The following is a 20,960-nucleotide window of genomic DNA, read 5'->3' as shown; positions in this document are numbered from 1 at the left end:
GACCCGATGCCGGAACCCCAGCAGAACCAGCAGGAAAAAGTTGTCGACTACCTTCGCCGGGTCACCAACGATCTGCGACGCGCCCGTCGCCGTATAGGCGAGTTGGAATCCCGCGACAACGAGCCCGTCGCGATCGTCGGAATGAGCTGCCGGCTGCCCGGCGGAGTGAGCTCGCCGGAATCCCTGTGGGAACTCGTGGAATCCGGCGGGGACGCCATTTCCGGATTTCCCGCCGACCGCGGCTGGGACATCGAGGCGCTCACCGGAAACGGTGAGGGAAGCAGTTCCACACACGAAGGCGGATTCCTCTACGAGGCCACCGACTTCGACGCCGGGTTCTTCGGCATATCGCCGCGCGAGGCGACCGCCATGGACCCGCAGCAGCGCCTGCTGCTCGAAGTCTCCTGGGAGGCCCTGGAGCGGGCCGGTATCGCCCCCACCTCCCTGCCCGGCAGCTCGACCGGCGTGTTCGTGGGCTCCTACCACTGGGGCGCCCCCTCCGCGGACACCGCCGCCGAACTCCACGGCCACGCCCTGACCGGCACCGCCGCCAGCGTGCTGTCCGGCCGTCTCTCCTACGTCTACGGTCTGGAGGGCCCGGCGGTCACCGTCGACACCGCGTGCTCCTCCTCCCTCGTCGCCCTGCACATGGCGGCCCGGTCGCTGCGCAGCGGGGAGTCCTCGCTCGCCGTCGTCGGCGGCGTCACCATCCTCGCCGAGCCGTCCGTCTTCGTGGAGTTCAGCGCCCAGGGCGGCCTGGCCCCCGACGGCCGCTGCAAGGCGTTCTCCGACGAGGCCGACGGCACCGGCTGGGGCGAGGGCGTCGGTGTCCTCGTCGTCGAACGGCTCTCCGACGCCGTCCGCAACGGCCACCCCGTGCTCGCCGTGCTGCGCGGCTCCGCCGTCAACCAGGACGGCGCCTCCAACGGCCTGACCGCGCCCAACGGCCGCGCCCAGGAACAGGTCATCCGCCAGGCCCTGGGCAGCTGCGGCCTCACCGGCGCCGACGTCGACGCCGTCGAGGCGCACGGCACCGGCACCCGCCTCGGCGACCCCATCGAGGCGCAGGCCCTGCTCGCCACCTACGGCCAGGAGCACGGCCCCGAACAGCCCCTGTGGCTGGGCTCGCTGAAGTCCAACATCGGCCACACCCAGGCCGCCGCGGGTGTCGCGGGCGTCATCAAGATGGTCATGGCGCTGCGTCACGGCGTGCTGCCCCGGACCCTGCACGCCGCGTCACCCTCCACCCACGTCGACTGGGAGTCGGGGCACGTCCGCCTCCTGAGCGAGGCCACCGCCTGGCCGGAGACCGGCCGTCCGCGCCGGGCCGCCGTGTCCTCGTTCGGCATCAGCGGCACCAACGCCCACGCCGTACTGGAACAGGCCCCCGTGCCCGCCGGGGACGCCGGGGCCGAGGACGCCCCGCAGCGGCCGGCCGTCGTGCCGGGCGCGCTGCCGTGGCTGCTCTCCGCCCATTCCGAGCAGGCGCTCCGCGACCAGGCCGCCGCCCTCGTCACCCGCCTCGACGCCGACACCGAGCCACGTCCCCAGGACGTCGGCCACAGCCTGCTCTCCTCCCGGGCCCTGCTGGAGCGCCGGGCCGTCGTCGTCGCGACCGGCCGCGACGACCTGCTCACCGGCAGCCGCGCGCTGGCCGAGGGCCAGTCCTGGAGCGGACTCGTCGAGGGCGCCGCCGACGTCGAGGGCCGCACGGTCTTCGTGTTCCCCGGTCAGGGCTCGCAGTGGGTGGGCATGGGTGCCCAACTCCTGGACGAGTCGCCGGTGTTCGCGGAGCGGATCGCCGAGTGCGCGGATGCGCTGGCCGAGTTCACCGACTGGAACCTGATCGACGTGCTGCGGGGCGTGGCGGGCGCGCCGACGCTGGAGCGCGTCGATGTCGTCCAGCCCGTGTCGTTCGCGGTGATGGTGTCTTTGGCCGCGGTGTGGCGTGCGCAGGGTGTGGAGCCGGACGCGGTGGTGGGTCACTCGCAGGGTGAGATCGCCGCTGCCGTGGTGTCCGGTGCGTTGTCGCTGCGTGACGGTGCCCGGGTGGTGGCGCTGCGGAGCCAGGCCATCGGGCGCAGTCTCGCGGGCCGGGGCGGGATGATGTCGGTGGCGCTGCCGGTCGCCGATGTGGAGGCCCGTCTGGAGGCGTTCGGGGGGCGGGTGTCCGTCGCCGCCGAGAACGGCCCCCGTTCCTGCGTGGTCTCCGGCGAACCCGGCGCCCTGGACGAGCTGTCCGACCTGCTCACCGCCGAGGACGTGCGCGTGCGCCGCGTCCCCGTGGACTACGCCTCGCACTCCCACCACGTCGAGGACCTGCACGACGAGATCCTGGAGTTGCTGGCGGAGGTCGCGCCGACCGCGTCCGAGATCCCGTTCTTCTCCACGGTCACCGGCGACTGGCTCGACACCACCGTCATGGATGCCGGCTACTGGTACCGCAGCCTGCGCGGACGCGTGCTGTTCGCCGACGCCGTGCGCGGTCTGCTCGCCGCCGAGCACCGCGCCTTCATCGAGGTCAGCTCCCACCCCGTCCTCGCCATGTCCGTCCAGGACATGATCGACGACGCCGGCGTGGTGGGCGTGGCCTCCGGCACCCTGCGCCGCGACAACGGTGGCCTGGACCGCTTCCTGCTCTCCGCCGCACAGGTGTGCGTCCGCGGCGTCCACGTCGACTGGGCCCCGCTGTTCGAGGGCACCGGCGCGACCCGCGTCGACCTGCCCACCTACGCCTTCCAGCACGAGCGCTACTGGATCAGCCGTGCCGTCGTGGACCGTTCGGCCACCGCACCGATGGACGCCGAGTTCTGGGCGGCCGTCGAGCAGGCGGACGTCTCCGCTCTCACCGAAGCGCTCGGCACGGACGAGGAGTCCGTCGCCGCGATCCTCTCCGGCCTCGCCTCCTGGCGCCGCACGCGCGGCGAGCGCTCCACCCTCGCCTCCTGGCGCTACCGGGTCACCTGGGAGCCGCTGGCCCGGGTCCCCCGAGCCACCCTCGACGGCACCTGGCTGCTGGTCACCACCGACGGCGTCGACGACATCGACGTCGCCGAGGCACTGGCGACGGGCGGCGCCCAGGTGCGCCGTCTCGTCCTCGACGAGACCTGCACCGACCCCGCCGTCCTGCGTGAGCGTCTGACCGGCACCGACGGCCTCACCGGCATCGTCTCCGTCCTCGCCGACGCCGAACGGGACTCCGCCCGCCACGCCGGACTGACCCTCGGACTCGCGCTGTCCGTGTCGCTGGCGCAGGCCCTCGGCGAGGCCGGCGTCCCCGCCCCGTTGTGGTTCCTGACCCGAGGCGCCTTCTCCACTGGCCCGTCCGACCCCGTCACCCGGCCGCTGCAGAGCCAGGTCGCCGGTCTCGGCTGGACCGTCGCCGTCGAACACCCCCACCGCTGGGGCGGCGTCATCGACCTGCCCGGCATCCTCGACACCCGCACCGCCCAGCGGCTCGCCGCCGCCCTCGCCGGCGCGCTCGGCGACGACGACCAGCTCGCCATCCGGCCCGCCGGCGTCCTCGCCCGCCGCGTCATCCGCGCGAGCGGCGACACCCGCCGCAGGACCCGCTCCTGGACACCGCGCGGCACCACCCTCGTCACCGGCGGCTCCGGCACCCTCGCCCCCGGACTCGCCCGGCACCTGTCCGCCCACGGCGCCGAGCACCTCGTACTGCTCAGCCGTCGCGGCGCCGACGCCCCCGGCGCGGCCGAACTCGCCGCCGAACTCGAAGCGGCGGGCACCGAGACGCAGTTCGCGGCCTGCGACATCACCGACCGCGAGGCGGTCGCCGCCCTCCTCGACGGCCTGAAGGCCGAGGGCCGCACCGTCCGCACGGTCGTGCACACCGCCGCCGTCATCGAACTGTCCGCCCTCGCCGACACCACCGTCGACGCGTTCGCCGAGGTCGTGCACGCCAAGGTCACCGGCGCCCGGATCCTCGACGAACTCCTCGACGACGAGGAGCTGGACGACTTCGTCCTCTACTCCTCCACCGCCGGCATGTGGGGCAGCGGCGTGCACGCCGCGTACGTCGCGGGCAACGCCTACCTGTCCGCGCTCGCCGAACAGCGCCGCGCCCGCGGCGCCCGCGCCACCTCCATCCACTGGGGCAAGTGGCCCGACGACCTCGAACGCGAGCTGGCCGACCCGCACCAGATCCGCCGCAGCGGCCTGGAGTACCTCGACCCGGAGCTGGCGCTGACCGCCCTCCAGCGCGTCATGGAGGACGACGAGACCGTCATCGGCCTCATGGACATCGACTGGGGCACGTACCACGACGTCTTCACCGCGGGACGCCCCTCGCATCTGTTCGACCGGATCCCCGAGGTCGCGCGGCTGCTGGCCGACCGGGCCGCGCCCGCCGCGACGGCCACCGCCACCAGCGGCCTGGCCGCCCGCCTCCAGGGTGTGTCCGCCGCAGAGCAGGACCGGATCGCGCTCGCCCTGGTCCGCGAGGAGACCGCCGCCGTCCTCGGCCACGCCTCCGCCGACACCGTCCCGGAGCGCCGCGCCTTCCGCGACATCGGCTTCGACTCGGTGACCGCCGTCGACCTGCGCAACCGCCTCGTCGCCGCGACCGGGCTCACCCTGCCGTCCACCATGGTCTTCGACCACCCGAACGCGGTCGCGCTCGCCACCTTCCTCAAGTCCACCGCGCTCGGCACCACCGGCACGGCCGGCGACCGGCCCGCCGCCGCGGTCGCCGGCGCCGACGACGACCCGATCGTCATCGTCGGCATGAGCTGCCGCTTCCCCGGCGGCGCGAGCACCCCGGAGGAGCTGCTGCGGCTCGCCCTCGACGGCGCCGACGCCATCTCCGAGTTCCCCGCCGAACGCGGCTGGGACGCCCACGGCCTCTACGACCCCGACCCCGACCGGCAGGGCCGCACCTACTCCGTGCACGGCGGGTTCCTGCACGAGGCGGCCGGCTTCGACCCCGGGTTCTTCGGCATCTCGCCCCGCGAGGCCCTGTCGATGGACCCGCAGCAGCGGCTGCTCCTCGAAACCTCCTGGGAGGTCCTGGAGCGGGCCGGCATCGACCCCGAGTCGCTGCGCTCCAGCGCCACCGGCACCTTCTTCGGCGCCAGTTACCAGGACTACTCCAGCAGCGTCCAGAACGGCACCGAGGGCACCGAGGTGCACATGATGACCGGCACCGCGGCCAGTGTGCTGTCCGGCCGTGTCTCCTACCTGCTCGGCCTCGAAGGCCCGGCGGTCACCGTCGACACCGCCTGCTCCTCCTCCCTGGTCGCGATGCACCTGGCCTGCCAGTCCCTGCGCAGCGGCGAGAGCAGCCTCGCCCTGGCCGGCGGCGCCGCCGTCATGGCCACCCCGCACGCGTTCGTCGGCTTCAGCCGGCAGCGGGCGCTCGCCAAGAACGGCCGCTGCAAGCCGTTCGCGGAGGCCGCCGACGGCATGACCCTCGCCGAGGGCGTCGGCGTCGTCCTGCTGGAGAAGCTCTCCGACGCCCGCCGCCACGGCCACCGGGTCCTCGCCGTCGTCCGCGGTTCCGCCATCAACCAGGACGGCGCCTCCAACGGCCTGACCGCCCCCAACGGCGTCTCCCAGCAGCGCGTCATCCGCCAGGCCCTCGCCAACGCCGGACTCGGCACCGCCGACATCGACGTGGTCGAGGCGCACGGCACCGGCACCAAGCTCGGCGACCCCATCGAGGCCGGCGCCCTGCTCGCCACGTACGGCCAGGGCCGCGACGGCGGAGCGCCGCTGCTGCTGGGCTCGGTGAAGTCCAACATCGGCCACACCCAGGCCGCCGCGGGCGTCGCCGGCGTCATCAAGATGGTGATGGCCATGCAGGCCGGCGAACTGCCCGGCACCCTGCACGTCGACGAGCCCTCCAGCCACGTCGACTGGACCTCCGGCGCCGTCACCCTGCTGCGCGAGCGCACCGCCTGGCCCGCCGCCGAGGACCGCCCCCGCCGGGCCGGTGTCTCCTCCTTCGGTATCAGCGGCACCAACGCCCACCTCCTCCTGGAGCAGGCCCCGCCCGCCGAAGAGCCCGTCGAGGAGCCGGCCGAGGAGCCCGAGGACGCGCCGCTCGTCCCCTGGCCGCTGTCCGCCAAGTCCGCGCGGGCGCTGGGCGAGCAGGCGTCCCGGCTGCTGACCGCGACGGCCGGCGCCACCGTCACGCCCGCCCGCGTCGGACACGCCCTGGCCACCACCCGGACCGCCTTCGACCACCGCGCCGTCGTCCTAGGCAGCCGGCCCGAGGACTTCGCCCGCGGCCTGGAAGCCGTGGTGTCCTCCGCGTCCGCCCCCGGCGTCGTCACCGGCACCGCAGGACCGGACTCCACGGGACCCGTCTTCGTCTACCCGGGCCAGGGCTCCCAGTGGTGGGGGATGGGCCGGGAACTCCTCGCCACCTCCGAGGTGTTCCGCACCGCCGTCGACGACTGCGCCGCGGCGCTCGCCCCGTACACCGACTGGTCCCTGCACGAGGTGCTGTCCGGCGAGGGCGACCCGGAGCTGATGGAGCGCGTGGACGTGGTCCAGCCCGCCCTGTTCTCGATGATGGTCGCGCTCACCGCGCTGTGGCGGGCGCACGGCGTCGAACCGGCCGCCGTCGTCGGCCACTCGCAGGGCGAGATCGCCGCCGCCTGCGTCGCCGGGGCGCTCAGCCTCGAGGACGCCGCCCTCGTCGTGGCGCTGCGCAGCCAGGCCCTGCCCCAGCTGTCCGGACTCGGCGGCATGATGTCCGTCTCCGCGCCCGCCGAACGCGTCACCGAACTCCTCGGACCCTGGGGCGAGGCGCTGTCCATCGCCGCCGTCAACGGCCCCTCCTCGGTGATCGTCTCCGGCGACGCCGACGCCCTCGACGAACTCCTCGGAACCTGCCGCGAGCAGAACGTACGCGCCCGCAGGGTGTCCGTGGACTACGCCTCGCACGGCCGGCACGTCGAGGCCGTGCGCGACGAACTCGCCCGCGTGCTCGCCCCCGTCAGCCCCCGCACCCCCGAGGTGCCGTTCTACTCGACCGTCACCGGCGCCCGGCTCGACGAGGCGGCCTTCGACGGCTCCTACTGGTACACCAACCTGCGGCAGACGGTGCTGATGGAGGACGCCACCCGCGCCCTCATCGCCGCCGGTCACCGGGTGTTCGTGGAGATCAGCCCGCACCCGGTGCTGGCCGCCCCGATCCAGGAGACGCAGGAGAGTCTTCAGCAGGAGGTGGCCGAAACCGGTGCCGTCCTCGGCACGCTGCGCCGCGACGACGGCGACCGCCGCCGGTTCCTCACCTCGCTCGCCGAGGCGCACACCCACGGCATCGCCGTCGACTGGACCACCGTCTTCGACCGCCCCGCGTACGCGCCGGTCGACCTGCCGACCTACCCCTTCCAGCGGCAGGACTTCTGGCCCGAGCCGAAGGCCGCCGCCCCCGCGGGCGCCGCCGACGCCTCCGACGCCGCGTTCTGGGAACTGGTCGACAACCAGGACGTCGCCGCGCTCGCCGGTGAACTCGGCCTCCCCGCCGACGACGGCGCCGCCCGGCTCGGCGACGTGCTGCCCGCGCTGTCCGCCTGGCGCACCCGCTCCCTCACCCGCTCCCGCGTGGACGCCCTGCGCTACCACGTCGAGTGGAACCGCGCCGCCGAACCCGGCACGGCCCGGCCCGCCGGGCGGCTGCTTGCGGTGATCTCGCCGGACCACGCGGGCGCCCCCTGGGTCGCCGCCGTCCTCGACGCGCTCGGCCCGGACACCGTCCTCTTCGAGGCCAAGGGCACCGACCGCGCCGCCTGGGCCGCGCAGCTCGCTCAACTCGACGAGGACGAGGGCGAGTTCCATGCCGTGGTCTCGCTGCTCGCCGCCGCCGAGGCACTCCACACCGACTTCGGATCCGTGCCCCTCGGCCTCGCCCAGACCCTCGCCCTCGTCCAGGCCCTTGGCGACGCGGGGCTCACCGCGCCCCTGTGGTGCCTGACCCGGGGCGGTGTCGCCGCCGGCCGCGGCGACGTCCTCAGCAGCCCCGAGCAGGGTGCGTTGTGGGGCCTGGGCCGTGTCATCGGCCTCGAACACCCCGACCGCTGGGGCGGTCTCGTCGACCTGCCGGAGACGCTCGACACCCGGGCCGCCGCCCGGCTCACCGGACTGCTCGCCGACGCGGGCGGCGAGGACCAGCTCGCGATCCGCGGCTCGGGCGTCCTCGCCCGCCGCCTCGCCCACGCCGCCCCGGCCGTACCCGGCTCGGGGAAGCGCCCGCCGGTCCGCGGCTCCGTCCTCGTCACCGGCGGCACCGGCGGCATCGGCGGCCGGGTCGCCCGCCGCCTCGCCGAACAGGGCGCCGCACACCTGGTGCTGACCAGCCGGCGCGGCGCCGACGCCCCGGGAGCGGCCGAACTCCGCGCCGAACTGGAGGAGCTGGGCGTCCGGGTGACCATCGCCGCGTGCGACGCCGCCGATCGGGACGCGCTCGCCGCGCTCCTGGCCGGCCTGCCCGAGGACGCGCCGCTCACCGCCGTCTTCCACTCCGCCGGTGTCGCCCACGGCGACGCCCCGGTCGCCGACCTGACGCTCGACCAGCTCGACGCGCTGATGCGCGTCAAGCTGACCGCCGCCCGGCACCTGCACGAGCTGACCGCCGACCTCGACCTGGACGCGTTCGTCCTGTTCTCGTCCGGCGCCGCGGTCTGGGGCAGCGGCGGCCAGCCCGGCTACGCCGCCGCCAACGCCTACCTCGACGCCCTCGCCGAGCACCGCAGGTCCCTCGGTCTGACCGCCTCGTCGGTCGCCTGGGGCACCTGGGGCGAGGTCGGCATGGCGACCGACCCCGAGGTCCACGACCGGCTCGTCCGCCAGGGCGTCCTGGCCATGGAACCGGCCCACGCGCTGGGCGCGCTCGACCAGATGCTTCAGGACGACGACACCGCGCTCGCCGTCACCCTGATGGACTGGGAGCTGTTCACGCCCGCCTTCACCGCGAACCGCCCCAGCGCCCTGCTGAGCACCGTTCCGGAAGCCGTCTCGGCCCTCAGCGACGAGGGCCCGGCCGACGGCGGCGCCGACACGGCGGTACCGCCGCTGCGCGCCCGCCTGGACGGGCTGCCCACCGCCGAACGCGGCCGGGCCCTCGTCGAAGCCGTCCGCGCCGAGGCGTCCGCGACCCTTGGCCACGACAGCCCCGACGCGGTGCCCGCCTCCCGCGCCTTCCGCGACGTCGGCTTCGACTCCGTCACCGCCGTCGAACTGCGCAACCGGCTCCGCTCCGCCCTCGGGCTGCCCCTGCCGGCCGCCCTGGTCTTCGACTACCCGACCCCCGCGGCCCTCGCCCAGCACATCGGTTCGCTGCTCTACGGCACCGCACCCGATGACGCGGACACCGGCCGCGCCGACGACCCCGAAGCCCGCATCCGCGAGGCCCTGGCCACCGTCCCGATCGGACGGCTGCGCAAGGCGGGCCTCCTCGACATGGTGCTGAAACTCGCCGAGTCCGACGACGTTGAGGACAGCGCCCCCGCCACGGACGACACGGCGGACTCCCTCGACGACATGGACGCCGAAGAGCTGCTGCGGCTGGCCGCCCAGAACTCGGCGAACTGAAAGAGAGCTGGAACACGATGAGCACGTCCCCCAACAAGTACGTCGAGGCGCTGCGGTCGTCCCTGAAGGAGATCGAGCGGCTGCGCAAGCAGAACGAGCAGTTGGTCGCCTCGGCGGCGGAGCCGATCGCCGTCGTCGGCATCGGCTGCCGCTTCCCCGGCGGCGTCGCCTCCCCCGAGGACCTGTGGGAGCTCGTCGCCCAGGGCCGCGACGTCATCGGCCCGTTCCCGACCGACCGCGGCTGGGACCTGGACCGGCTGGCGGGCGGCGGCGAGGGCAGCAGCCTCGCCCAGGTCGGCGGCTTCCTGCGGGACGCCGCCGGCTTCGACCCCGGCTTTTTCGGCATCTCGCCCCGCGAGGCCGTCGCCATGGACCCGCAGCAGCGCATCCTCCTGGAGATCGCCTGGGAGGCCCTGGAGCGGGCCGGTATCGACCCCTCCACGCTGCGCGGCAGCCGCACGGGCGTGTTCATGGGCACCACGGGCCAGGACTACGCGGAGGTCATCAAGGCGTCCGACGAGGACGCCGAGGTGTACTCCACCACCGGTCACGCCGCCAGCGTGATCTCCGGCCGGCTCTCCTACTTCCTGGGCGCCGAGGGCCCGGCGGTCACCGTCGACACCGGCTGCTCCTCGTCGCTGGTCTCCCTGCACCTGGCCGTCCAGGCGCTGAGGGGCGGCGAATGCTCCATCGCTCTGGCGGGCGGCGCGTCCGTCATGGCGACGCCCCACCCGTTCATCGCGTTCACCTCGCAGAGCGGACTGGCCGCCGACGGCCGCTGCAAGCCGTTCTCCGACGACGCCGACGGCACCGGCTGGGCCGAGGGCGCCGGCCTGTTCGTCCTGATGCGGCTGTCCGACGCCCAGCGCGAGGGCCGCACGGTCCTCGCCGTGCTGCGCGGCTCCGCCATCAACCAGGACGGCGCCTCCAACGGCCTCACCGCCCCCAACGGCCCGTCCCAGCAGCGCGTCATCCGCGCCGCCCTGGACAGCGCGCACCTGACCGCCGCGGACGTCGACGCGGTCGAGGCGCACGGCACCGGCACCACCCTCGGCGACCCGATCGAGGCCCAGGCGCTGCTCGCCACCTACGGCCAGGACCGCGAACGGCCGCTGTGGCTCGGCTCCGTCAAGTCGAACATCGGTCACGCCCAGGCCGCCTCCGGCGCCGCCGGCGTGATCAAGATGATCATGGCGATCCAGCACGGCGTGCTGCCCCGCAGCCTGCACGCCGACCGGCCGACCAGCAATGTCGACTGGACCGCCGGCGCCGTCGAACTCCTCGACCGGGCCGTCGACTGGCCCGAGACCGGCCGCGCCCGCCGGGCCGGTGTCTCCTCCTTCGGTATCAGCGGCACCAACGCCCACCTCATCCTCGAACAGGCCCCCGCCGCGCCCGAGCGCCCCGCCCCGGACCCCGCCGTCCGCCCCGCGCTCGTCCCGTGGCCCCTGTCCGGCCGTACCGCCGCCGCGCTCGACGCCCAGCGCGAGCGCCTCACCGCCCGCCTCGCGGGCCACCCGGGCGCCGACCCGCTCGACATCGGCTTCGCGCTCGCCGACGGACGCGCCACCTTCGAGCACCGTGCCGTCCTGCTCTGCGCCGGCACCGACGCCGCCGGCGCCACCGAGATCGCCCACGGCTCGGTCGACGACGGCGCCTCGGCCGTCCTGTTCTCCGGCCAGGGCTCCCAGCGCCTCGGCATGGGCCGTGAACTGCACGCCCGCTTCCCGGTGTTCGCCGAGGCCTTCGACGAGATCGCCGCCCTCCTCGACCGCCACACCGACCGCCCGTTGCGCGAGGTCGTCTGGGGCTCCGACGCCGGCCTCCTGAGCGAGACCGGCTGGACCCAGCCCGCGCTGTTCGCCGTCGAGGTAGCCCTCTACCGCCTCGTCTCCTCCCTGGGCGTCACCCCCGACTACGTCGGCGGCCACTCCATCGGCGAGATCGCCGCCGTCCATGTCGCCGGGGTGCTGTCGCTGGAGGACGCCTGCCAACTGGTCGCCGCCCGCGCCCGCCTGATGCAGGCGCTGCCGCGGGGCGGTGCGATGCTCGCGGTGCGCGCCACCGAGGAGGAGGTCGTCCCGCATCTGACGGAGAGGGTCTCGATCGCCGCGGTCAACGGGCCGTCGTCGGTGGTGGTCGCCGGTGACGAGGACGAAGTCGCCGCGATCGCCGTCCACTTCGAGGCGCAGGACCGCAAGACCACCCGGCTGCGGGTCAGCCACGCCTTCCACTCGCCGCTCATGGACCCGATGCTGGAGGAGTTCCGCCGCGTCGCCCAGGGCCTCACCCACCACGAGCCGCGCATCCCGGTCGTCTCCAACCTGACCGGCGCCATCGCCGACCCCGCCGACCTGTGCACTGCCGACTACTGGGTCCGCCACGTCCGCGAGGCCGTGCGCTTCGCCGACGGCGTCACCACCCTCGCCGCCCGCGGCGTCACCACCCTCCTCGAAGTCGGCCCCGACGGCGTGCTGTCCGCGATGGCGCAGGAGTCGCTGCCCGAGGGCACCGCCGCCGTCCCGCTGCTGCGCAAGGACCGCCCCGAGGAGGAGTCCGCCCTCACCGGACTCGCCCGGGTGCACGTCCGCGGCCTCACCGTCCGCTGGGCCCGCCTCTTCGACACCACCGGTGCCGGGCGCGCCGACCTGCCCACCTACCCCTTCCAGAACCAGCGGTTCTGGCCGTCCGCGGGCCGCTCCACCCAGGACGTCACCGCCGCGGGACTCGGCTCCGCCGACCACCCGCTGCTCGGCGCGGCCGTCGAACTCGCCGACGACGAAGGGTTCCTGTTCACCAGCCGGCTCTCCGTCCACTCCCACCCCTGGCTCGCCGACCACGGCGTCCAGGGCCGCGCCCTGCTGCCCGGCACCGCCTTCGTCGAACTCGCCATCCGCGCCGGCGACGAGGCCGGCTGCGACCGCGTCGAGGAACTCACCCTCGCCGCCCCGCTGGTGCTCCCCGAGCGCGGCGCCGTCCAGCTCCAGGTACGGGTGGGCGCCCCCGACCCCGCGGGCCGCCGCCCGCTCGGCATCTTCTCCCGGGTCGAGGACGGCTTCGACCTGCCCTGGTCGCAGCACGCCACCGGTGTGCTCACCACCGGCGCGGGTGCCCCCGACGCCGCCTTCGACGCCACCGTCTGGCCGCCCGCCGGAGCCGAGCGGGTCGACCTCGACGGCTGCTACGAGCGCCTGGCCGGCCTCGGCTTCGACTACGGGCCCGCCTTCCGTGGCCTGCGCGCCGCCTGGCGCCGCGGCACCGACGTGTTCGCCGAGGTCGCCGTCCCCGAGAACGCCGGCACCGACCCCGCCGACTTCGGCCTGCACCCCGCGCTCCTGGACGCCGCTCAGCACTCCGCCGCCTACACCGACCTCGGCGCCATCAGCCAGGGCGGGCTGCCGTTCGCCTGGCAGGGCGTGCACCTCGCCGCCTCCGGCGCCACCACCGTCCGCGCCCGGATCACCTCCGTGGGCGAGGACACCGTCTCCATCGCCGTGTACGACACCGCGGGCGGCACCGTCCTGTCCGTGGACTCCCTGGTCTCCCGCGCCGTCCCCAAGGACACCCCCGGCACCGCGGGGGCCGTCCACCGCGACTCCCTCTTCCAGGTCGAGTGGACCCCGCTGCGCAGCCCGTCCGGGCAACTCCCGGAGACCGTCGCCCTCGTCGGCGCCGAACCGGCCGGCCTCGCCGACGCGCTGCGCGCCACCGGCGTCCACGTCACCACCCACGCCGACCTGGCCGCCCTGGCCGCGGACACCGCCCCGGTGCCCGAGACCGTGCTCACCGCCCTGCCCGGCGAGCAGGACACCCCGGCCGCCGACGCCGCCCACATCACCACCGCCGCCGTACTCGGCCTGGCCCAGCACTGGCTGACGGAGGACCGGTTCGCCGACGCCCGGCTCGTCCTCGTCACCCGCGAGGCCACCGCGGGCCGTGACCTCGCGGCCGCCGCGGCCGCCGGTCTGATCCGCACCGCCCGTACCGAGAACCCCGGCCGCCTCGCGCTCCTCGACCTCGCCACCGACACCCCCGCCGCCCCCACGGCCCTGGTGGCGGCCCTGGCCGCCGCGTACGACGAACCCGACCTCGCCGTACGCGGCTCCGACGTCCTCACCGCCCGGCTGACCCGGGTGCCCGCGCCCGACACCCCCGCCGACTGGAACCCGGACGGCACCGTCCTGATCACCGGCGGCACCGGCGGACTCGGCGGCGTCCTCGCCCGCCACCTCGTCACCGAACACGGCATCCGCCGCCTGCTGCTCGCCAGCCGCCGCGGCCCGGACGCCGACGGCGCCCGCGCCCTCGTCGACGAACTCACCGGACACGGCGCCTCGGTCGACGTCGCCGCGTGCGACGTCACCGACCGGGAGGCGCTCGCCGCCCTCCTCGCCCGGGTGCCCGCCGCGCACCCGCTGAGCGCCGTCGTGCACACCGCCGGTGTGGTCGACGACGGCGTCATCGGCTCCCTCACCCCCGAGCGCCTCGACACCGTGCTGCGACCCAAGGCCGACGCCGCCTGGCACCTGCACGAGCTCACCCGGGACCTGGACCTCGACGCGTTCGTGCTCTTCTCGTCCGTCGCCGCCACCCTCGGCAGCCCCGGACAGGGCAACTACGCGGCCGGCAACGCCTTCCTCGACGCGCTCGCCGTCCACCGCAAGGCCCTCGGACTGCCCGCCACCTCCCTCGCCTGGGGCCCCTGGACCCAGAGCGTCGGCATGACCAGCACGCTGTCCGACATCGACGTCGAGCGCATCGCCCGCTCCGGCATGCCGCCGCTCACCGTCGAGCAGGGCCTCGCCCTCTTTGACGCGGCCCTCGCCACCGGCGGGCCCGCCCTCCTGCCGGTCCGCCTCGACCTGGCCGTGCTGCGTACCCAGGGTGAGGTCGCGCCGCTGCTGCGCGGTCTGATCCGCGCCACCGTGCGCCGCGCCGCCGCCCAGGTGTCGGTGACTGCCGACAGCCTCGCCCAGCGACTGGCCGGCCTGGACGCCGCCGCCCGCCGCGAGACCCTGCTCGGCCTGGTCCGCACCCAGATCGCCCAGGTCCTCGGCCACGCCGACGCCGACCAGGTGGAAGCCGCCCGCCAGTTCCAGGACCTCGGCTTCGACTCGCTGACCGCGGTCGAACTGCGCAACGGCCTCAACGCCGCCACCGGACTGCGGCTGCCCGCGACCATGGTGTTCGACTACCCGACCCCGAACGCGCTCGCCGACCACCTGAGCGACGAACTCCTCGGCACCGGCGACGAACCCCCCCTGCCCACCCCCGCCGACGCCCTCCCGGCCACCACCGACGACCCGATCGTCATCGTCGGCATGGCCTGCCGCTACCCGGGCGGCGTCACCTCTCCCGAGGACCTGTGGCGCCTGGTCGGCGAGGGCGCCGACGCCACCGGCCCGTTCCCCGTCAACCGCGGCTGGGACGTCGACAACCTCTACGACCCGGACCCCGACCGCCCCGGACACACCTATGTGCGCGCCGGCGGGTTCCTGCACGACGCCGGTTCCTTCGACGCCGACTTCTTCGGCATGAGCCCGCGCGAGGCACTTTCCACGGACTCCCAGCAGCGCCTGCTGCTCGAACTGTCCTGGGAGGCCGTCGAGCGGGCCGGCATCGACCCGCTCAGCCTGCGCGGCAGCCGCACCGGCGTCTTCGCCGGCGTCATGTACAACGACTACGGCACCATCCTCACCGGCGACGAGTACGAGGCCTTCCGCGGCAACGGCAGCGCCCCCAGCGTCGCCTCCGGCCGCGTCTCGTACACCCTGGGCCTGGAGGGCCCCGCCGTCACCGTCGACACCGCCTGCTCCTCCTCCCTCGTCGGCATGCACCTCGCCGCCCAGGCACTGCGCACGGGGGAGTGCTCGCTCGCCCTGGCCGGCGGCGTCACCGTCATGTCGACGCCCAGCACCTTCGTCGACTTCTCCCGCCAGCGCGGCCTCGCCGCAGACGGCCGCTCCAAGGCGTTCGCCGAGGCCGCCGACGGCGTCGCCTGGTCCGAGGGCGTCGGCATGCTCGTCCTGGAGCGCCGGTCCGACGCGATCCGCAACGGCCACGAGATCCTCGCCGTGCTGCGCGGCTCCGCCGTCAACCAGGACGGCGCCTCCAACGGCCTGACCGCCCCCAACGGCCCCTCCCAGCAGCGCGTCATCCGCCAGGCCCTCGCCAGCGGCGGACTGTCCCCCGAGGACGTCGACGTCGTCGAGGCGCACGGCACCGGCACCACCCTGGGCGACCCCATCGAGGCCCAGGCCCTCATCGCCACCTACGGCCGCGACCGCGACCCGGAGCGGCCCCTGTGGCTCGGCTCCGTGAAGTCCAACATCGGCCACACCCAGGCCGCCGCGGGCGTCGCCGGCGTCATCAAGATGATCATGGCGATGCGGCACGGTGTGCTCCCGCGGACCCTGCACGTGGACGCCCCGTCCTCACACGTCGACTGGGACGCCGGCGTCGTCGAGTTGCTCACCGAGCAGACGGAGTGGCCCGAGACGGACCGGGTGCGCCGCGCCGCTGTCTCCTCCTTCGGCATCAGCGGCACCAACGCCCACGTCATCATCGAGCAGCCGGCCGCCACCCCCGTCCCGGCCGCCCCGCGCGGCCCCGCCGAGGAACTCCAGGCCGCCCCCTGGCCGCTGTCCGCGAAGACCCCCGAGGCCCTGCGCGACCAGGCCGCCCGGCTGCTCGCCCATGTCGAGGACCACCCCGAGACCCGCCCGGCCGACATCGCGTACTCGCTGCTCACCAGCCGCTCCGTCTTCGACCACCGCGCCGTCGTCCTCGGCGTCGACCGCACCGAGGCGCTGCGCGCCCTCGCGGCCCTCGCCGCCGGGACCGACGACAGCGCGCTGCTGACCGGCACCGCCCGCGGCGGACGCACCGCGCTCCTGTTCTCGGGTCAGGGTTCGCAGCGGCTCGGGATGGGCCGTGAGCTGTACGGCCGGTTCCCGGTGTTCGCCGAGGCCCTGGATGCCGTACTGGCCGTCCTGGACGCCGAGTTGGACGGTTCGCTGCGGGAGGTGATGTGGGGTGAGGACGCCGGACCGCTGAACGAGACCGGGTGGACTCAGCCCGCGCTGTTCGCTGTCGAAGTCGCCCTCTACCGGCTGGTGGAGTCCTGGGGCGTGAGGCCGGACTTCGTGGCCGGTCACTCCATCGGCGAGATGGCCGCCGCGCACGTCGCCGGTGTGCTCACCCTGGAGGACGCCTGCCGTCTCGTCGCCGCCCGCGCGGCCCTCATGCAGGCGCTGCCCGAGGGCGGCGCCATGATCGCCGTCGAGGCCACCGAGGACGAGGTCCTCCCGCTCCTCACCGACGACGTCTCCATCGCCGCCGTCAACGGACCGTCGTCCGTGGTCGTCTCCGGCAGCGAGGACGCCGCACTCGCGGTCGCCGGGCACTTCACCGAGCGGGGACGGCGCACCAGCCGGCTGCGGGTCAGCCACGCCTTCCACTCGCCGCTGATGACCCCGATGCTCGACGAGTTCCGGGCCGTGGCCGAGGAGTTGGCGTTCGCGGCGCCGGTGATTCCGGTGGTGTCGAACCTGACCGGTGCTCTCGCCACGGCCGAGGAGCTGTGCTCGGCGGACTACTGGGTGCGTCACGTCCGCGAGGCCGTACGGTTCGCCGACTGCGTCGGCACCCTCGGCGAGCACGGCGTCACCACCTTCGTCGAACTCGGCCCCGACGGTGTGCTGTCCGCCATGGCACAGCAGTCCGCCGCCGAGGACGCCGTCACCGTGCCGCTGCTGCGCAAGGACCGGGACGAGGAGCAGTCCCTCGTCACCGCGCTGTGCCGACTGCACGTCCTCGGGGTCGACGCCGACTGGACGTCCGCGTTCACCGGCGGCGGGGCCGCCCGCGTCGACCTGCCGACCTACGCCTTCCAGCACCGCTGGTTCTGGCCCGCGGTCCGAGCGGCGCACCCGCACGACATGCGCGCCGCCGGACTCGGCTCCGCCTCCCACCCGCTGCTCGGGGCCGCCGTGGAACTCCCCGGCGGGGAGGGCGTGTTGCTCACGGGCCGTCTGTCGCTTCAGTCCCACCCGTGGCTGGCCGACCACGCCGTGACGGGCACTGTCCTGCTGCCCGGCACCGCCTTTGTCGACCTCGCGATCCGTGCGGGTGACGAGGTCGGCTGCGATCGGGTCGAGGAACTCACCCTCGCTGCGCCGCTGGTGCTTCCGCAGGACGGCGCGGTGCTGATCCAGGTTCGTGTGGGCGGTGCTGATGATGGTGGTCGGCGCGCCATCACGGTGCACGCCCGTCCCGAGGACGCCACCGACGGCGTCTGGACGCTGCACGCCTCGGGCACCCTGTCCGACGCCGCCCCCGCAGGCACCGGCTTCGACACCAGTGCGTGGCCGCCTGTCGGTGCGGAGACCGTTGACGCTGAGGGCTGTTATGAGCGTTTCGCCGCTCGTGGCTTCGTCTACGGTCCGCTCTTCCAGGGCCTTACGGCGGCCTGGAGGGCCGGTGAGGCCCTGTATGCCGAGGTCTCGCTGCCCGAGGAGGGCATCGAGGACGCGGCCGGTTTCGCCGTGCATCCCGCTCTTCTCGACGCTGCCCTGCATGCCGCGTTGCTCACCGATGACGACGGTGGTCTTCCGTTCTCGTGGGAGGGCGTCAGCCTGGATGCTTCGGGTGCGACGGCGCTGCGCGTGCGTCTTGCTCCGGTGGGTGAGAACGCGCTGTCCGTGACCGCGGTGGACCCGGCCGGCCGGCCCGTGGTCTCCGTCGCCCGGTTGTTTGCCCGCCCGGTCGAGGCCGACCAGCTGTCCAGCGACGCCGGACACCTGCGTGATGCGTTGTTCCGGCTGGAGTGGACGCCGGTCCCGCTGCCGGAGGGCACGGGCTCTGCGAGCCTCGCCCTGCTCGGCCCGGACACCGACGACCTTGCCGATGCGGTGGGCGACGGCGCTGTCCGGTATGCGACTCTCGCCGACCTGCTTGCGGCCGACGCGCCGGTACCCGGTGCGGTACTGGTTCCGCTGACGGCCGGTTCCGACGTCGATGACACGCTGGGCTCCGTGCACAGCCGGGCCGCCGCGGCGTTGGGTCTTCTTCAGGAGTGGTTGGCGGAGGACCGGTTCAGTGGTTCTCGTCTGGTCCTCGTCACTCGCGGTGCCGTCGCCACTGACGACGCCCCGGTGACCGACCTTGCCGCTGCTGCGGTGTTGGGTCTGGTCCGTTCCGCGCAGACGGAGAACCCGGGTGCCTTCGGGTTGGTCGACCTCGACGGTGCCTCTGACTTCGTCCTTGAGCGCGCGTTGGCCCTGGACGAGCCGCAGCTCGCGCTGCGTGGTGGTCGTGCTCTTGTCGCTCGTCTGACCCGTGCCGCTGCCGATCCCGCTGCCGAGGCCGTGTGGTCGTCGGAGGGAACGGTGCTGGTGACGGGTGGAACGGGTGGTCTGGGTGGCCTGGTGGCCCGTCACCTTGTCACGGAGCGGGGGGTGCGGCGTCTGCTGCTGACCAGCCGTTCCGGTCTGGCTGCCGCAGGCGCTGGCGAGTTGGTGGCGGAGCTGGAGGGGCTGGGTGCCGAGGTCTCGGTGGCGGCGTGTGATGTCGCCGACCGGGATGCGGTGGACGCGCTGGTCGCGGAGCACCCGCTCACGGCGGTCGTGCATACGGCGGGTGTTCTCGATGACGGTGTGCTCGGCTCGCTGACCGGCGAGCGGCTTGCCAGCGTGCTGCGGCCCAAGGTGGACGGCGCCTGGAACCTGCATGAGGCGACGCGTCACCTGGATCTGGACGCGTTCGTGGTCTTCTCGTCGGTTGCTGGCGTGTTCGGTGGTGCGGGCCAGGCCAACTACGCGGCCGGCAACGCCTTCTTGGATGCTCTCGCCGCTCACCGCCAGTCCCTCGGGCTGCCCGCCACCTCCCTCGCCTGGGGTCCCTGGCAGCAGGGCGCGGGCATGACGGCCGGGCTCGACGAGCGTGATGTCCGCCGGGCCGCCGAGTCCGGGATGCCGCTCATCACCATCGAGCAGGGCCTTGCCCTTTTCGACGCGGCCCTCACCACCGGTGAGGCCGCTCTCGTCACCAGCCGCATGGACCTCGCCGCCTTCCGCGGCCGGCCCGAGATCCCGGCTCTTCTGCGCGGACTGATCCGTACCCCCGTGCGCCGCGCCGCCGCGACCGGGGCTGCCGAGGGCGCCGACGCCGGTCTCGTCCAGCGACTCGCTCGGCTCGACCGCGAGCAGCGCCACGAGGTTCTGCTGGACCTGGTCCGGGCGAGTGCCGCATTGGTTCTCGGCCATGCCGCCGGATCCGATATCGACGCCGACCGTGCCTTCCGTGACCTCGGCTTCGACTCCCTCACCGCGGTCGAACTCCGCAACCGCCTGCGCACCGCTACCGGTCTGCGCCTGTCGGCCACCATGGTCTTCGACCATCCCACGCTGTCCGCGCTCGCCGACCACCTGCACACCGAGTTGTTCGGCGCCGAGGCCGAGACGCTGACCCCCGTCACGCTGTTGCCGTCGACGGAGGACGACCCGATCGTGATCGTCGGCATGGCCTGCCGCTTCCCGGGCGAGGTCGCCTCACCCGAGGACTTGTGGCGCCTGGTCAGCGAGGGCACCGACGCCATCTCCGACTTCCCGGCCAACCGCGGCTGGGACGTCGACTCCCTGTACGACCCTGACCCGGCCCACACCGGCACCTCGTACACCCGCTCCGGCGGATTCCTGCACGACGCGGGCGACTTCGACCCCGGCTTCTTCGGGATGAGCCCGCGTGAGGCGCTGGCGACGGACTCCCAGCAGCGGCTGCTGCTGGAAACCTCCTGGGAGGCCATCGAGCGGGCCGGTATCGACCCGCACAGCCTCCGTGACAGCCGCACCGGCGTCTTCGCCGGCGTCATGTACCACGACTACGGCAGCCTGTTGGGCGGCAAGGAGTTCGAGGGCTTCCAGGGCCAGGGCAGCGCGGGCAGCGTGGCCTCCGGCCGGGTGTCGTACACCTTCGGCTTCGAGGGTCCGGCCGTCACGGTCGACACCGCCTGCTCGTCCTCCCTGGTCGCCCTGCACTGGGCCGCCCAGGCACTGCGGTCGGGCGAGTGCTCGCTCGCCCTGGCCGGCGGTGTGACCGTCATGTCGACGCCCAGCACGTTCATCGAGTTCTCCCGCCAGCGGGGTCTCGCTCCCGACGGCCGCTCCAAGGCGTTCGCCGAGTCGGCGGACGGTGTCGGCTGGTCCGAGGGCGTCGGCATGCTCCTGCTGGAGCGCCAGTCGGACGCGATGCGCAACGGTCACGAGATCCTCGCGGTCGTCCGCGGCTCCGCCGTCAACCAGGACGGTGCCTCCAACGGCCTGACGGCTCCCAACGGTCCGTCCCAGCAGCGGGTGATCCGCCAGGCGCTCGCCAGCGGGGGACTCTCGACCGGCGACGTGGAC

2 protein-coding genes (1 of these 2 running past the window's edge) are annotated in these 20,960 nt (G+C 74.2%); both read left to right on the top strand.

Annotated features, from left to right (window positions below; genetic code table 11):
• The first annotated feature begins 6 nt into the window (after positions 1 to 6).
• Positions 7 to 9,558, top strand: coding sequence for a type I polyketide synthase (locus tag TNCT6_RS40425; RefSeq protein ID WP_301184383.1), 9,552 nt, complete (start codon positions 7 to 9; stop codon positions 9,556 to 9,558).
• Positions 9,559 to 9,575: 17 nt separating this feature from the next.
• Positions 9,576 to 20,960, top strand: partial view of a type I polyketide synthase gene (locus TNCT6_RS03915; RefSeq protein WP_141356587.1) — the start only. 20,337 nt of this gene lie beyond the right edge of the window; 11,385 of the gene's 31,722 nt are visible here — the first part of the coding sequence; the start codon lies at positions 9,576 to 9,578; its stop codon lies beyond the right edge, outside the window.

It is taken from the genome of Streptomyces sp. 6-11-2, from assembly GCF_006540305.1.
GTDB lineage: Bacteria > Actinomycetota > Actinomycetes > Streptomycetales > Streptomycetaceae > Streptomyces.
Note: the sequence above shows the minus strand (reverse complement) of the source record. Positions and strands in the feature narration are given on the sequence as shown.

Bases quoted from the DNA above. Each gene is read 5' to 3' on its own strand.
- TNCT6_RS40425 (WP_301184383.1), top strand. From the start codon at position 7: ATGCCGGAACCCCAGCAGAACCAGCAGGAAAAAGTTGTCGACTACCTT.